The sequence below is a fragment of the Bacteroidia bacterium genome (assembly GCA_040880525.1).
Classification (GTDB): domain Bacteria; phylum Bacteroidota; class Bacteroidia; order CAILMK01; family JBBDIG01; genus JBBDIG01.
Map to the genome: position 1 here is coordinate 15,397 of JBBDIG010000027.1, position 16,992 is coordinate 32,388.

Sequence of the window (16,992 nt, forward strand, 5' to 3'; positions counted from 1 at the left end):
CCCTGCGGCTAAATGTGCGCCACATTTTTCGTGTATTCGCTATGTTTTGATTTATTATTTAAATAATCTGACACAGCAGCCATTTTGACAAAATGGTAAAGAAAGGGAGATTGAAGTGCTACAGCGGCTTTTCAAATTCTTTCTTCATTGAATAGAGTGTGGTTTCAGGTTTTTATACAACACGAAAAAGTAATTTTCTTACAAATCAGCCTTTGGTGCTGGTTTTAGTGATGCAGGTGAATATGCTGCACTTACTTTTGGAGGCATAATGAGAAAACATTATTTCCAATGCCTCGACTTACAACCTTAACAATTCTTCTTTGCCTTTTGCTGTCATCCGCGGCAGGTGCAACTTCCGGAATAAAATTCAGGCACCTCACCATTGAACATGGGCTCTCTCAGAACACGGTCCATTCCATAACGCAAGACCGCCAAGGCTTTATGTGGTTTGGCACACAGGATGGCCTTAATAGGTATGACGGCTACTCTTTCAAGCACTTCAGACATGAGTTTGATGACAGCCTCAGCATCTCGGATAATTTTATTCTTTCGCTTTTTGAGGATTCCAAAGGCCAACTCTGGATAGGAACCGATGGCGGAGGCCTGAACCGCTATGACGAAAAGAAAGAAAGTTTCGTGAGGTATCTTCAACCTGGTGTACTTTCAGGACAGGAGCAGGCCATTAAGATCACCAATATCGTAGAGGATAACAACGGAAATTTATGGCTGGGGTCTCAGGGCAACCGTATCATCAAATTCAATCCTTCGACAGGTTCACATAAAGTTATCAGGCTTACCCCTGCAAAGCAGAAAGAGGCCATGGGAGTAGAGGAGCAGATCAAGCAAATACTCCCTGATAGCAAAGGAAATCTTTACATCACGAGCTATGGGAATGGTCTCTTTTACTTTGATCCGTCTAAAGAAAAGATAATCCGGCACTGGGAAATTTCAGACGGCTTGCTGGACAACCGCGTGAACTATCTTTTTCTTGATGAAGTAAAAGGTGAGTTGTGGATCACGAATCGTAAAGGCCTTACGTTTTTTAATTTACGGGCACAGGAATTTAGCCGCTATCCTCTTTCCTCGTCCTATGGTGGCCATTTAGAACTTTTGCGCATTCTTCCGGATGGCAACAACGGCTTATGGCTCAGCACGGAGATTGGCGGCCTTTCACATATAAACCGCCTAACACATGAAATTACATTAGCAGAAGCTGCCGTTAAAGAACCTGGCCTAAAAAAAAGCGTGGCCGTTATCAGCATGTTCCAGGATCGCTCAGGGTTGGTTTGGCTTGGCAGCAACGGAGAGGGACTCAAGACGTTTCGCCAAAACCGGTTGTTTGGATTTTATCCTTCGCTTCCTTATGCTTCACTCGTCAACAATGGAACCCGCAGTATCCGGTCTATCCTTAAAGACCATGAAGGCATGTTGTGGATTGGCTCTTATCAGGGTTTGGACAAATACAATCCGAAAACAAGGGAAATTACACACTACGGCCAATATCCTTCTCAGCCTGGCACATTAAAAAATTTAAATATATACTGCCTATATGAAGATGACCAGAACCAGTTGTGGCTTGGGACAGAAGGAAGTGGCATGGCTAAGCTCGATAAGCGTTCAGACCGGTTCATATTTTATGATGTTGCGCACTACATGCAGGACAGCATTGGGAGTGGCTTTGTATTCGACATTACGCAGGACAACAACGGAATATTCTGGATAGCCACAATGAACGGGTTGGAGGAATTTGATCCTGTGCAGGGCAAATTCAAACGACATCTGCAAGGCAATGAAAACCAAGATCAGCAGATGGTATGGCAGGTGGTCCCGGATTCTGAAGGCAGGCTATGGCTGGCAACTGATGGCGGCCTGCAGATATATAATCCCGCAACCGGTGAGAAATTATCCTACAGCATAAAAAACGCATCTGAACTAGGATTGCGGGTTAACCGGATCAAAACAATATTTTTTGATGCTGAAGGAATACCCTGGCTGGGAACAGATGGGAAGGGCTTGGTGAAGGTAACGCTTAACACCAACCATGAACCAACCGGGTTCAGGCATTACACCACGAAACAAGGGCTGCCAAATGATGTGGTATATGGCATCCTTGAATCGCAACAAGGGGATTTATGGCTAAGCACCAATCTGGGCATTGTTCGGTTCACACCAGAATCAGGGATAGTCGCCCACTTTGAAGAAGGAGACGGCCTGCAGGGAGATGAATTCAATTCGGGTGCTTATTTCCAGGCAGAGGATGGGCAAATGTTCTTTGGTGGAATTAATGGTCTTAATTCTTTTTATCCGCATCAAATCACCCCTTCTTCTGTAGTAGCTCCTGTTGTCATCACAGCCGTTATTCAACTTAAAGGCAGCGAGAACAAAAGGCTCGAACCCAAAAACAAAAAAATTACGCTTCCTTACGGGGAGAGCGTTGTAATGGTGGAGTTTGCAGTAATGGATTTCGTGAGCCCCGAAAATAACAGCTATGCATATAAGCTGGAAGGATTAAATAAAGAATGGATATATCTGGGAAATCGCAGGAATACCATTTTTACTAACCTGGAACCCGGAGAATTTACCCTGCAACTGAAAGGCCGAGGCCATGACGGCCAATGGAGCGAAGAAATAGAATCGCTCACCATAACAGTAGTCCCACCATTTTGGATGACCGCATGGTTTAGAGTCCTGTGTATTTTACTTTTCCTGGCTTTGCTGGTATACCTCTTTTATTATAATACCAAAAGAATAAGACGTCAGAAGCTGAAACTGGAAAGAGAGGTAAACTACCGGACCCAGGAACTAAACCGGCAAACACGAGAATTGAAATCGGCAAAGGAAAATGCAGAAGAAGCAGTGCGTTTTAAATCTGAATTTCTTGCTACAATGAGCCATGAGATCAGAACCCCGATGAATGGCGTGATCGGAATTCTCAATCTTTTGAAAACTACCGAACTGAATGAGGAGCAACGGGAATATCTGCATCTGATCCAAAGCAGTGGGGAAAATTTAATGAATATCATCAATGATATTCTTGATTTCTCAAAGGTGGAAAGTGGGAAAATGGAATTGGAAGAAGAGCCCTTTGATATGAAGCAGTCGGTGTGCAATACCATAACCTTGTTCAAGGAAATAGCTCATCAAAAAGGACTAAAGGTCAATTATGTATACGCTGAAGATGTACCGGAGGAATTGATAGGTGATGGAATGCGGCTAAAGCAAATCCTGAATAATCTGATCAGCAATGCCATCAAATTTACTAAGGAAGGAGAGGTAAGCCTGGAAGTGAAAAAAGTTGAGGAAAATGATCTTGCTCATACCAATCTTATTAAGCTTGAATTTAATATAAAAGACACGGGCATTGGAATTTCTGAAGAAGGCCAGCAAAAATTGTTTAAAGCATTCAGTCAGGCACACTCTTCCACATCAAGAAAATATGGTGGTTCCGGCCTGGGCCTGGTGATTTGCCAGCGGCTGATCAACCTGATGGGCGGCACTATATCCTGTAAGAGCGAAGAAGGCAAAGGTTCTGTCTTCTCATTTACAATTGTGGCCCGGGTCTCCCCCACTGCTGTAAAAAAGGTGGGAAACGCTACCGGATCCGTCAAAAATATTGCAGCCATCTTTGATGACAAGCTTGGGAAAAATTACCCGATTTCCATCCTGCTGGCTGAAGATGCCAAAATGAACCAACTGGTGATCTTGAAGCATCTCAGTAAGTTTGGGTATGAAGCTGATGTCGCCAACAATGGCAATGAAGTGCTGGAGATGTTGAGCGAATTCCGTTATGACCTGATCCTAATGGATGCACAGATGCCTGAGATGGATGGCGTTGAAGCCACCCGCAGAATTCAGCAGAAATACGGAGACGGGTCTCCGGTAATTATTGCCATGACGGCCAATGCAATTGAAGGCGACCGGGAGCGCTATCTTTCTCACGGCATGGATGATTACCTGAGCAAACCTTTTAAAGTAGGCGATTTCAAAGCTCTGTTGACGCGTTGGGGTAAAGTCCTGAATAAATCAGCAAAACCTTCAGAAGAGAAGCACCGGCTCAAAGCGAGTTAGCGGCCTGACTTCTTGTAGATGATCGGCTGGTTGTTGATAACCTGAACCTGTTCCGATCCTTTCCAAACCAGGTAGGCGGTTTCAAATATCTTCCCGCTTTCATCGCGCAATTCCGGGGTGTCGCCCAGTGTATTGAAAAAAAGCACACCTCCGGCATTCAGGAGTTTCTCTAATTTCCTCAATACCCCACGTTGCTGTAACGGCTCGGGGATCTTTTCCTCCAGGAATACATCCACTACGATCAGGTCAAACGTCAGGTTCGTGCTTCGAATGTAATGTACCACATCATCGGTTATCACCTCAGTGCCGCCAAGTTTCTTCAATCCGAAATACTTTTCAGCCAGGTCTTTCATCACCGGATCGGCATCTACACCGGTTATGGATATTGAAGGATCTTTTTCCTTGAGAATAGTGGCCACATTGCCCACGCCAAATCCCAGGATCAGGGCAGTTTTTGTGTTTTCGTGTGGAATGCCCGTTTTTTGAAATGCCAGACGAAAGAATGCGTCCAGTCCTTCAAAGGCATAATTAACGCGCTCGCCATCCAGAATGAACTTTCCCTGAGACAACTTAACCACGAGTACCGGATGCCATTCAGACCGGACATATTCCACCGGCACTTCTTTAAAGTAGCTAAGCCAGCGCTTTACGAACAATGGCAAATACACCAATGACAAATCGTTTTTGGAAAATAAACTACCGGAAAATGACTTTCCTGACAGAAACGGCACCGGTAGCCTGTGAAGTAGCCTTTATAAGATAAAGTCCTTCCGGATAGGAAGAAACGGAGAAAGAAGAGAAACCAGGCGAAACCTCCGATTGCAACACCCTTCCCTGAACATCCAACAACTCGAGCCGGTATTTTCCTCCGGCTGCAATTCTCACATGTAGCCGGTCAGTTGCCGGATTTGGATATACTTCCACCTCGTACCCAGGCTCTGTAGGAGTTGTAACGTCCACAAGAGCTGAATCTCCAAAAACCGGCCTGATCATCGGAGCACCATAAGTCACAGAAGGTTTCCAGGTATCCAATACATTGAAAAAGAGATTGGAATTAATGGTTCTGTCCCGGAAAAATCGCTGATAATTCAAATCCATCCCAATGTTTATAAAGAACTCCTCACCATGGTTTAATCCTACGTAAAAGGTACCGTTAACAGGAACCGGTTCATTCAGAACATACAGATGAAATCCGTTCCTCCATCCGGTATAACGGATATTAACATTCTCCTGCCTGTACAACTCCACATCACTGTTGGCCGGTTGGTTCACGGGCGAGATATGTTCATATACCACAAGGTCAATAAACCGGTTCGCCAAAGTGGTATCTGCTTTATTAAAATGTATAGAAATTCCACGCAACGTCTCAGGTTCATTAAGCCGAAACCGGAGCGCTATTTTCCCGCTTGAATTGGCTAATCCATAACCGGCTTCGGGGGTTCCATCGTCATACGCCAGGTAATTGTAAAACCGCTGGAGGCGAAACGCGGTATCATTTCTCATCACAAAATCCGGAACTGTCTGGGCATGGCTTTTCACCATCACCTCCACGAGATCACCTGCGGGAGGATTTGCAAAGGTGAAGGGATTCACATGCACCCGCTTTACGTTTCCCGGATTAATGGTATCCGCAAGAATACTCAGCCTGTCCAGCAGCACAGTGCCGGTCTGATGATCAGTTAGCGAATATCCGCGATTAAAGGTCCGGGCTACATCCGCCAGGTTGCTTACCTCCATTGGAAGCGAATCAATTAACTCCGCATCAGGATTAGACGCAAATTGCTTCCAGGGCATTGAATAATAGGTTTTTAAAATACTATGTACCGGGTAAACGGATGAGAGATCTTGAGCCGGTTCATTCTCCGTCCGGTTCTCGTTGAGTTCTACATAGTCCACATGCCAGATATCATAAGATCCGGAGCGTCTTCCGTTATGGTTTACGCGGCTGCCGTAGCTTATAAATCGAAACTGGAAGGCATTATGAAACCAATTAGTATCTGCCAAATCTGTAAGTTCAATAAATACCTGCTGAAATTCCTCGGTTCGCCCCGGGCCTGCGGCTGCAAATACCTGAATCCAGTCTGTGCTGTTATACACGCCTCCCGCAAGGAAAGAGTCCGGCTTAAATTCCACCTTCAGCGAATCGAGCGTAAACGTGTTTGAAGCGCTGCCATCCGGAGGATCGCCAATACCACCCGGCTGATAAAAAAAGCTGAACCAGATATCATCACCGCCTCCCCTTCCGCTAAGATTGATTGGCGCAGAAGTGAGCGTATCCAGAGCGCCTGCGGCTGTATTGCCACCGCTGTAAATAATTCCGCGGCCATCGTAACCATCAAAGGTGGCCACGCCAAGCGAAGGTGGTTCTACGGCCAGATGATCATTAAACAACACATAATCATCCATCCAAAGGGAATCAAAATGATAATGGGGATAATTTGAAAAATCATCGAAGAATGGCAATTCAATGGTATCGGTGCTTTGCTTCAGCACGGGTTTCGGGCCACTGTTGGCGTATTTCCAATAAAGAATCTCCTGATATTCGAGCGGCCTCACCTCTTCCTGGCCTTTCAGGGAAATGGGTAGAAGGAAAATTAGGATGCCGGCCATAAAAATAAAGGGACGATATAAGCTATTCATAGGACTGAGAAACGGTATTAAAAATAAATTATTCTTCACCTGGATTTTCATCTTCCGGCATTCCATTTTGAAGTTCATAAACTTCAGGATCCATGATCCAAATATCTATAACATCGCCAAGAGCAATTTTTCCAGAACCGGGTTGCGGCCGCTGACGATAAACAATTGCATCGGCAGTGTCAGTAACGCTGCCCATCACAATTGGGTTTCCGATGTTTATTCCGGCACCTTTCAGCAGGAATACGGCTTCCTGATACCTCAACCCGGAAAGATTGGGTACAGTGATCTCGCTGTCTTTTAATCCATCGCCTACCACCAGATCAATCACAGAACCCTCCGCCACGCTGTCATTCTTCGTAATATCCCGGCCTTTATATTTCATACCCAAAACCAGATTAGGCGCCCAATGCGGCACATATTCCAGTTCGCCTATCTTTAATTTTTTATTACGCAAAAGATCGCGGGCGTGCGTAACAGAAGAATTGTCAAGATTAGGAAGCCGGACTTTTGCCGGCTGCCCGGAATTCATCGTCAGGTAGATGGTTCGGTTTCGCTTCACTTTGCTGCCGGGCACCGGATTTTGTTCGATGACCGTATTCAAAGGCAAGTCGGAAATATAAACGGTATCGAAAACCTTAAAATTCAGGCTCTTTGCCTCAATTGTTTCTTGTACTGCTTCGATGGATTTTCCGGTTAAATCCGGAACGGTAAGCGATTCACCATGATTGGTGTAGCTATCAAGAAACTGGAAAAAGAGGAACACGAGAAGTGACAAAAGGCCGATGGCAATCAGAACATTAATCCAGAATGCACGGCTGATCAGGAATTTGAAGAAGCTCAATGGGCGGTAGCTTTTAAAATGCCGAAATTTATAATTTTATCTAAAAACTCCTGGGGCTTATAACCATTAATAGCCGCCTGGTGAAATATGCACGTGGCAGGAGTAAGGCCGGGAAGCGAATTCGCCTCAATAAATACCACCTCCGTTCCTTCATCCTCATAAATGCGAACAAAAGCATCAATGCGGCAGTAGCCTTCAATTCCCAATTCTCCTGCCGCTTTTTCCAGTTGTTCCCGCACTTTGGAAGAAATCCGCTGATTCTTTTCCTTGTCGCGGTGAAAGCGGGCAGGCGTGATGTTCTGGCCCTCACCAGCAAGAAATTTTTCCTCGAGCGAAAGAATGCCTGCTCCCGCCAGCGCTTCAGAAGGTTCGAATACCTCAAACTGGCTTTCGCTTCCGATGGCTGGTTTTATCAGCATTCCTCCTGTTATTTCCAGGAATTGCTGCGCTCCGTTCCGGCTGATCAACTCCTCCACTATGAAATAGGTCTTTTGCGGAAATTCCTCGTTCAGCTTTAGGTGTAGCTGGCGGGCAGCTTTTTCCGGCAGAAGTTCGTCTTTCCGGAAAATGATCTCTGCGAAAAGCTTTAATTCATCTGGCGAGTCAATCTTCTTGACGGCTGAACTGCAGCCATCATCAGAAGGCTTTGCTATGAGCGGAAATGCTATCTGCTCCTCAATTTGCCCGAGCACCGATGCCGTATCGTCCTCCCAGCGTTTTTTATCAATAAAAATACTTTTAGGAACCTTGAATCCTTTTTCCTTCAGAATTTGATTAGTTCTGAATTTATCAATCGTGATCTGCGAAGACTCGAATCCGGAGCCGTTGTATGGGATCCGAAGTTCTTCCAGCTTTTGCTGCAGCGTTCCGTCTTCGCCTGGGCGGCCGTGCAATGCGATAAAAGCGAAATCAATATGCTTATTCAATTGTTCCAGCGGTATTTCCACAGGACTGAATTCATATCCCGCTGAAGCATATTTTGCAGTAATATCCTCTGCTTCCCCAATAATTTTTTTAATGATAAGCGGGATAGAAAAGTGTTTAATTTTATGACGAATGTCGTCTGCGTTATCTTTCAGCAGCAGGTTAAGTGGAAGGATGTGAAATCGCATATCATCAGCCGAACCGGATAGAAACAGGGGTACAGGATCATACATTCCGAAGGATGCCAGCTTTTCAAAAACATTGCGGCCACTCTCCACGCTAATGTGCCGCTCCGTACTATAGCCGCCCAATATTACGCCTACCCGGGTTTTTTCCTGCACTTCCTTCCTTGTTCCGGCAATGGCTGTATCCAGCTTTTGCAGCAGGCTTTTAAGCGCAAGGGAGGAGAAGCTGAAACGCATTCTTTCCGCCACCGAAGTGCGGACAATATAGGTGAGAAACTGCGATGGACTCAACCCTATCTCAGCGGCCTGGTGAAAGAAAAATGAAGAAGGCAACATTCCTGAGGTCGTATTCGGATCATTGAGGTAAATGGTGCCATCATCGCCCAAAATGCCATCCAGCCTGGCGTAGACATTAAAATGAAAGTAGTCAAACAGCTCTTCACACTTTTGCCTGATCTCTTCAATCTTCTCATCCGGCAGTTCGATAGGTGTAATCTTGTTGCTGATGCCGGGCAGATATTTCGCGCGGTAGTCAAAGAGGTGGCCCTTCTTGCGGATTTCGGTTGGCGGCAGGGCCACCGGCCTCCCCTGCTCGTTTTGCACTACAATGCACGAAAACTCCTTTCCCTTTATAAATCGTTCAATTAATACGTGTGGCTCCGTTTGCAGGCTTTCGATAAATGCCTTTCCTTCTCCGGGGAGTTTATCCAGGAGAGTCAACAGTTCTTCCGGATGGTTGGCAATCCCAGGTTTTGAAACCGGAGAATTGCTTTCAATATCTGATACCTGCCATGTCACTTCCACCGGCAGGCCAATGCCTTCCTGAAAATCCGTCAGGCTTTTTACAAGCTTTATTTTTTGTGCTTCGGTGAATTTATTCCATTGATCTAAATCAACGCTTTCTGTAAAAAAACAGCGGTATACAGCTTTTGTAAATTGCGCCTCATTCGCTTCATCCAAAATCTGCACGCCTATGGAGGATCCCTGAGAAGATGCCTTTATCACAAGAGGAAACCCGAATCTTGCTATCGCTTCTTCATAAAATGGGTAATGATCTTCTGCATCAAGCCACTTCTGCCGGGGGATAACCAAATATTCAGGCGTAGCAAAATCTGAATTCTTCAAGAGACGCTTCTGCACCACTTTATCAATACCGATGGCAGAAGAAAGAATTCCGGAACCGGTATAGGGAATATGATAAAAATCGAGGATGCCCTGGATAGTGCCGTCCTCACCGTATGGGCCATGAAGTGTCAGGAACGCAAAATCCATTAAGCCGGCCAATTCTTCGGGTGATATTTTGCGGCCAATACTGGCGATCATCTCGTCCTGTTGCTTTTCGGTTAGCGGCTGGAGGCTTTCTATATATACATTGAATTCAGATGACGAACCAGGCAGGAAAGAGGTGGGCGGATAAAAATCGCGGATGCTTCCTTTATATAAATATTGCCATTCCAGCAAAATGAAATTGCCCAGACTGTCAATAAACACCGGCACCGGCTCGAACAGGTTTTTTTCAATAATATCATACACCGTCCGGCCGCCCGCAAAGGATATTTCCCGCTCCCGGGATTTACCGCCAAGTAAAATTCCGATCCTCATAACTGCAAAGGTAAGGTGGAGTTTTGAGTGAATGTATCAACTGATAACGCAGATAAGTGGTACAAGCTTCCAGGCAGGTGATGGGATCAATTAGGATTAAATATTTTGTAGAAAATGAAAGGTAGAATAAAGTGGTAATAATTATCGCATATTTTGATTTTTGTTCAAAGCCCAAACTTCACGATAAAATTCAAGTATCTGAAATCTAAAAGAAAAGATTAACTGTGTTCATATTGTACCCAATTACACGCCCGGCTTGCCAGATCAGGACAATCAATATTTAAAAAATAAATTCGTTTTTTATCCCTTTGGAATTAAGTATTAATCTTATAACCAAAATTAAATGCAATTTGAAAAGAAAATATAAATAATGATTGAGGACTATTACCTCCGGTTGCTTTCGGAGAAGGCCGGTAATAATCTTTTGAGAATGCACTGCCAGCAAATTCAGGATGTTTTCTCATCCCCTACACCTGTTCAGCATCCTTCCTCTGCTGTTTATATTCTTCGAGCCATTTCAGTGCTTCCAATTTCGAATCGAATAGTCGCAGGGGCAACTGTGGCTTATTAAGGGCAAGGAAAAAATTGCCCGCCATTTTCCCCAGGGAAGAGTCAATCCTGAGAGCACCGGCCGTCAGAAACTCCATTGCCGGTGGAGATGACATATAACGCCTTGCCTCGTGATCTATATTTTTAACCTGCCTCACATCAAGGTATAATGGATAATGCCTGCCGGCACACAACAACAGGCGCAATCGTACGATCACGGTGGCTACCTCGTAATCCCATAAGATTGGTTTGGTGAAGATGCCTTCCACCACATCATTTACAAGAGCAAAATGAATATAGTCATTTGCGATTGATCTCACTTCTGATTCCCCCTCAATTTTTTCGTAATAACCCTTTTATAATCCTAAGAGGTACATTAAATTTATCGCCTAAAATAAAGATAAATCTATATAATTTCAAGGAAAGACTTGAGGCTGCAGATAAAACCCATGCCTGACTTCGTAGAAACCCCTTCTGAAGTTGCTATTAACACCCACCTGCGCGTTCCGTTCAAACCTGCTGTTGACGCGGATGTATTATATCGCTGAAGTCTTAAAAGTGAAGATTAGCAGGGTGATTGGTACAATTTTCCTTCATGAAGAACGACCAAAGATTTGCACACTTGCCCGGCAGGTTGTAATTTTCGGCCCTCATAACTTACCCAAATACAATTTTTTTTTACATGGATATTTCTAATCCACTGGTTTACGGTGTACCGGCTTTTGTACTGCTCATGGTGCTCGAAATTATATTAAGTCTTAAATATGAGCGCGGATTGTATCAATGGAAAGATTTCATGGCGAGCACCTCTATGGGTGCAGGAGCGGTGATTCTGGCCGTTTTTACCAAACTCGGCACGCTTGCCTTGTTCTTCCTGATGTACGAAATTTTCAATCCGGAGGTAGATGGCGTTCGCACCAACCTACTTGGATATACGGCCTTTGGCTGGGCATGGTACGTCTGGATCATTTGTCAGTTGTTGGATGATTTCAATTACTACTGGCTGCACCGCATGAATCATGAAGTTCGGTTTTTATGGGCTGCCCACATTGTGCATCATTCATCTGAGCACTTCAACCTGGGTACCGGATTAAGGAATGGCTGGGTGACATTATTATATAAGCCATTGTTCTACCTCTACCTGCCGATTATCGGGTTTCACCCCATTATGGTCAGCACTTGCATGGCCATCGAGGCAATATGGCAATTTCAGCTTCATACTAAATTTATACCCCGGCTGGGTTTCCTTGAAAAGTTCATGAATACGCACAAGCATCATCATGTGCATCATTCCTCAGATATTGATTACCTCGATAAAAATCATGGCGGCTTCCTGAATATTTTCGACAAAATTTTCGGCACTTTTAAGGATCTTGATGACAACAGGGACATTAAGTTCGGTGTGCTGCACGGCCCCGGCTCCTACAATCCTCTTATCATTCTTACCCATGAATACCGCAATATTTGGAATGATGTAAAAAATTCCAAAACCTGGAAAGAGCGGTTCATGTATGTTTTTGGCCCTCCCGGATGGAGTCCTGACGGATCGCGCAAAACCACCCGGCAGTTGCAGGCTGAATTTATCAAACAGCAGGAGGAGCTAAAAAGCCTTCAGTTGAATTCCACTGAGAAAGCCGGAAATGAAGAAGTGAAAAAGAAGGAAACGGTTTTGGCTTCATAAACCGCTCTCGTTCAGCCAAATGGATTTGGATATGATCCGAATTTATTTCCACTGGCTGAATAATTCCCAGATGACCACCCCCGCGCTCACGGCCACATTCAGCGAATGCTTGGTTCCACCCTGCGGAATTTCGAGCGCAATATCCAGAAGCGGAAGCACATCATCACTGAGACCGCTGACTTCATTGCCAAAGATGAGCGCACAGGGCTGATGCTTTGTTGGCTTCCATTCATGTAGCATCAGGCTCTGATCGGTTTGTTCCACCCCGGTTAAAGAATATCCCTGCTTCCTGAGTTTTTCCAGGCAATGAGTTACATCCTCAAAATATTCCCAAGCCACACTTTCGGTGGCGCCCAGCGCTGTCTTCTGAATTTCACGATGAGGTGGCTTTCCGGTAATCCCGCACAGAAATATTTTGGCTACGCGAAATGCATCCGCAGTCCGGAAAACTGAACCTACATTATGCATACTGCGTACGTCATCCAGCACCACTACCACCGGAAGCTTCTCCTCCTTCCTGAACTCCTCCAGGCCCAGGCGGTCCAATTCATCCATTCTGAGTTTTCTCATTCCGGCATGTATAAAATTCTTTAAAAAATCAGGTGTCAATTTTAAACTAAAACATAGTATCAAGCACCCATAAAATGAGAAAGGACGACTGCCTCATGCAATCGTCCACCCTCCTTTTTTGATTTAGGAATAATTAATTTACCCTCACCAGTTTTCCCGAACCTGAAATATCAGATTCGATCACGGGATTTCCTTTATAGTAAACATCCCCGCTTCCACTGATCCTTACTTTCAGCTTTTGGCTCACGTTCACCTCGCACTCACCACTGCCGCTAACATCAATATCAGCCTCTTCACCTTCCAGCGCAAAGGCATGCATGCTGCCGCTTCCGGAGATATTCAGGTGCTGGAAACCTGCACTGCCACCAAAACGCATACTCCCACTGCCACTGATATCGGCCACGAGATGTTCTGTGAAAATATTCAGATCGGCATCTCCTGATCCTGAGATACTAGCCTGAAAAGAAGTGCTTTCAAAGGTACCGATGCCGCGTAGCGTACTACTGCCTGAAAGGCTGACACTGATAAGGGAGGGAGTTGTAATATGAATGGTGATATCCTTGTGACCTCTGAAACAATTGTTCTTGCCAATGCGCAGCTCCCCTCCAGTATTGTCTATATCAAGCTCTTCCAGGATGTTTTGCTGGCCTTCAATGCGCATAGTGGTTGCCGCCCCCTGGGTGATGTAAATATCGCCACTTCCAAAGTAGCTGAACCGGTCGAAAGGCTGAATTGAAAAATCGCGCGAAACGATGCTGCCTTTGCCCTTAATGCAGCGGTGGCCATCTTTGCTGCAAGCTCCCATTACCAACATGAAAGCGATTATAAGACTGAATGCGAGAGACTTTTTCATACGGATTAAAAAATGATGCGGTCATTTGTTTATTTAGTTTGCCTCTATGACAACAAGAAAGATAAGTACCCTATCCTGTATGCTTAATTTTTTTAAAAAAATATGTAATTTCCTGTTCTATAGTATAATAAAAATCCATCCTTAGAATTGCAGTGTTTTGACAGGACTATACTTTTTTATAACTTATCCAATAATTTTTGCCGCGAAGGCTGAAAACTTCCTTCAATACTTTGTAGATAAAGAAGGTGGCCGTGCGAAATGCACAGAAACTATACAGCAAAAAACTTTCACAAATAGTTCCTCAAGCCTCAAATAAATTTTTCTGTCTACCTCCCTAAAAATAGCTAAGTATTAAAAGGAGTTCAATATCAGCATCATACACCTGTAAGAAAGTTTGTAATAAAGTTCCTGAATTATCATCTCCTAGCTTTCCTGCCAACGCCTGACATTGAAGGGATGCCGCAACTCCTGATAAAAGGAAGAATTTAACATATCTAACAAAATATCAAGCGCAACTTACAGGAGGTAAATCATGCATAGAAAACCTTAATTTTGACAATTCTTTGTTCATTAAATAACAAACCAATGAAATGTGATAAAACCTTACACGATGTGAGCAGTAAGTATGGTGGTTTTTTCCGTAGTACCATGCTTCCTGAGAATATGAAGTTTCTATTGCTCCTGCCTTTGCTGGGGCTATTTACGGTAGCACAAGCGCAGCAGTACGAAATCGGAAGTTCACCACCTCACCCTGTGAATGTGGGTGCGGGTGGCGGCACAGGCCTCGGTGCTAGTTTTAACGTGCATGCTAAAGATCAGATCCAGATATTGGCCTTGAATTATGCCGGATCTGTAAATACTCCAACTTACGAGATTTGGTATAATAAGGATAGCATTGATGGCCCTTACAGCAGTGTTACTACGGCTAACGGCTGGGTTCTGCTTCAATCCGGGAGTGCCGGAGCTACCGGCACTTCAGGCCACAAGTATACTATTCAAAATCCATTGCTCATACCTGCCGGTGATACTTATGGATTTTTCTTTTATCTTACAGGAGGGAATGGTTCCATAAGTCTGACAAGCGCGGCTGGAGGTCCTCGTGTTTGGGCTGACCAAAATGCACGCTTTGATATTGGTCCAAACGTAGGTTACGCAGGTTTTAACACCGGCTATGTATGGGACCAGTATTTTTTCCCAGGCACTGTGACGTATGAAATCGTGCCGCTGGCTCCTCCTGTCGCAAGTTTCAATTCTCCTGATTCAGTTTGCGTTAATACGCCCTACCGCTTTTTAAACAATACTCCACCTAATGGCGGAACGCACAAGTGGTACATTGATGGTGTGCTGGAATCAACAGACAATAATTTGAATTTCACCCCTTCCTCCACAGGATCTGTGGATATAAAGCTTGTAACGACCAATATAAAGGGCTCTGACAGCATTACTAAAACGCTCTATGTGATGAACCCCTGGAGAACACCGGCTGCCAATTTCATGGCTTCCAAAAACAGGGTGGAAGTGCTGGAAGAAGTGGAGTTCATTGATTTTTCAACCTATTGCCCCAACTCCTGGGAATGGATCATTTCGCCTGACGAATATTTCGATGAACTGGTTGGAATCAATCTGCCTTCCTTTACTTACAGTTCAGGCTATGGCTCCTGGTCGCAAAATCCTAAACTGTTTTTTGAGGCACCTGGCACCTACGAAGTTTGCCTGGTAGCTGAAAATAGTTTTGGAAAGGACACGATCTGCTTTGAGGATTATATTCTGGTTGTTCCAACTTATGATGTTTGCCTGGATGATGCGAGCTATGAACCGAATGGCGTATTGACAGATAACAGTTTCGGACCATACTTCCCGAATGCCAATTGCTCATTCTTCATTAGTAGTTGTGCGCCCGAAGTGGATTTAAAAATAAGCAGCTTCGATCTTAAGGGTGGAGATTATCTCCGCATTTATGATGGAAGGGACAACACCGGAACGCCATTGTGGAATGTTTCCGCCTTTCCGCAAGGAATGACGGGTGACATGAGCGACCCAAGCCTGCTCAAGCAACTGAAATCTACCAGCGGATATGTATTTATTGAGTTTGAAACCGATGCAAATACGGCCACCATTGGAGACGGTTTTAAAATATCGTGGGAATCCACTCAGGGCGTATATGATGCCCCGGATGCAGATTATGAGATCCCAAGTGTGGTATGCCTGAACACACCCGCCACTTTTATGAATACCAGTGATGGTGAATTCCTTCAGAATACATGGTATGTAGACAACCTGGAAAGAGGAACAGACCATGATTTCAACTACATGTTTAATGCAACCGGTACTTATGATGTAAAGCTTGTAAGTATGAATTGTGGTGGTGCTGATTCCATTACCCAGCAGGTAACGGTAACAGATCCTACCAATATGCCTACACCCGGTTTTTCAGCAAGCATGACCACAGCCGCTGTTGATGATATCGTTCAGCTTTTTGATACTACTTCTTTTTGCATTGATGGATGGAAATGGGAAATAACTCCCTCTACCATTGCTTATGTAAATAATACAACTGACGAATCTCAGCATCCTGAAGTACAGTTTAAGGCCAGCGGATGCTATGATGTGAAACTCACGCTCTATCGTGGCGTATTTTCATCTACGGTAACCCACAACTGCTACATTGATGTAAAGAACTACTGCGATCCTTCTGTGGTATCACTTAATAGTGATATAGGCATAAGCCAGGTGCGGCTGGCCAATATAAATAATGTGACTGCCGCTGCTGAAGAATATTATACGGATTATACAAAAACCCACAGTACGGAACTGACAAGAGGGGGCAAGTATGCCCTTTCTCTTAACCGCCCTACAACATCCAATCCCGTAACTTTTTCAGCCTGGATTGACTACAATCAGGATGGTATTTTCCAGTCCTCAGAATTGGTGAGCCAGGACAGCAATAATACGAGCAGCGCCTGGATGGACTCCATCACGGTTCCATTGACTACGCCTTATGGTGGCACTCGGATGCGGGTAGGCATCGGACATGCAAGCAATGCTGTTTTCCCTTGCGGACCGCAGTATTATGGCGAGT

At 44.7% G+C, this 16,992-nt stretch carries 10 protein-coding genes; 3 read left to right on the top strand and 7 right to left on the bottom strand.

Annotated features, from left to right (window positions below):
- Window positions 1–288: 288 nt before the first annotated feature.
- Window positions 289–4,068, top strand: a complete 3,780-nt coding sequence (locus tag WD077_07960) for a two-component regulator propeller domain-containing protein (GenBank protein ID MEX0967158.1) — start codon at window positions 289–291, stop codon at window positions 4,066–4,068.
- Here WD077_07960 and WD077_07965 read toward each other — a convergent pair.
- From WD077_07965 to WD077_07985, 5 genes are all read right to left on the bottom strand, one after another.
- Window positions 4,065–4,736, bottom strand: coding sequence for a methyltransferase domain-containing protein (locus WD077_07965; GenBank protein MEX0967159.1), 672 nt, complete (start codon window positions 4,734–4,736; stop codon window positions 4,065–4,067). The two genes, WD077_07960 and WD077_07965, sit on opposite strands and share 4 nt — an antisense overlap.
- A gap of 28 nt (window positions 4,737–4,764) precedes the next feature.
- On the bottom strand, window positions 4,765–6,708 hold the full coding sequence (locus WD077_07970) for a T9SS type A sorting domain-containing protein (protein ID MEX0967160.1): 1,944 nt from the start codon (window positions 6,706–6,708) through the stop codon (window positions 4,765–4,767).
- Window positions 6,709–6,736: 28 nt separating this feature from the next.
- Complete coding sequence (locus WD077_07975; protein MEX0967161.1) at window positions 6,737–7,549, bottom strand: PASTA domain-containing protein; 813 nt, start codon at window positions 7,547–7,549, stop codon at window positions 6,737–6,739.
- Window positions 7,546–10,260: a D-alanine--D-alanine ligase gene (locus WD077_07980; protein ID MEX0967162.1), complete on the bottom strand. Its 2,715-nt coding sequence runs from the start codon at window positions 10,258–10,260 to the stop codon at window positions 7,546–7,548. The genes WD077_07975 and WD077_07980 overlap by 4 nt, the downstream gene beginning before the upstream one ends.
- A 467-nt stretch (window positions 10,261–10,727) precedes the next feature.
- Window positions 10,728–11,129 carry a hypothetical protein gene (locus WD077_07985; GenBank protein MEX0967163.1) on the bottom strand — a complete coding sequence of 134 codons (402 nt, stop codon included), beginning with the start codon at window positions 11,127–11,129 and terminating at the stop codon, window positions 10,728–10,730.
- Between the two features lie 362 nt (window positions 11,130–11,491).
- On the opposite strand from WD077_07985, the gene WD077_07990 reads away from it, so the two are divergent.
- On the top strand, window positions 11,492–12,490 hold the full coding sequence (locus WD077_07990; GenBank protein MEX0967164.1) for a sterol desaturase family protein: 999 nt from the start codon (window positions 11,492–11,494) through the stop codon (window positions 12,488–12,490).
- Between the two features lie 42 nt (window positions 12,491–12,532).
- Here WD077_07990 and WD077_07995 read toward each other — a convergent pair whose 3' ends face one another.
- Together WD077_07995 and WD077_08000 are read right to left on the bottom strand one after the other, a co-directional pair.
- The gene (locus WD077_07995; GenBank protein MEX0967165.1) at window positions 12,533–13,060 is read right to left on the bottom strand and encodes an RNA methyltransferase; all 528 of its coding nucleotides are present in this window, start codon (window positions 13,058–13,060) and stop codon (window positions 12,533–12,535) included.
- A 133-nt stretch (window positions 13,061–13,193) separates the two neighbouring features.
- Complete coding sequence (locus tag WD077_08000; protein MEX0967166.1) at window positions 13,194–13,913, bottom strand: head GIN domain-containing protein; 720 nt, start codon at window positions 13,911–13,913, stop codon at window positions 13,194–13,196.
- A 585-nt stretch (window positions 13,914–14,498) separates the two neighbouring features.
- Between WD077_08000 and WD077_08005 the strand changes: the two genes are divergently transcribed.
- On the top strand, window positions 14,499–16,992 hold a 2,494-nt coding region (locus WD077_08005; protein ID MEX0967167.1), incomplete at its 3' end, for a GEVED domain-containing protein.

Coding starts and splice junctions, on each gene's coding strand:
- WD077_07960 (MEX0967158.1), top strand. CDS start 289: ATGCCTCGACTTACAACCTTAACAATTCTTCTTTGCCTTTTGCTGTCA.
- WD077_07970 (MEX0967160.1), bottom strand. CDS start 6,708: ATGAATAGCTTATATCGTCCCTTTATTTTTATGGCCGGCATCCTAATT.
- WD077_07980 (MEX0967162.1), bottom strand. CDS start 10,260: ATGAGGATCGGAATTTTACTTGGCGGTAAATCCCGGGAGCGGGAAATA.
- WD077_07990 (MEX0967164.1), top strand. CDS start 11,492: ATGGATATTTCTAATCCACTGGTTTACGGTGTACCGGCTTTTGTACTG.
- WD077_07995 (MEX0967165.1), bottom strand. CDS start 13,060: ATGAGAAAACTCAGAATGGATGAATTGGACCGCCTGGGCCTGGAGGAG.
- WD077_08000 (MEX0967166.1), bottom strand. CDS start 13,913: ATGAAAAAGTCTCTCGCATTCAGTCTTATAATCGCTTTCATGTTGGTA.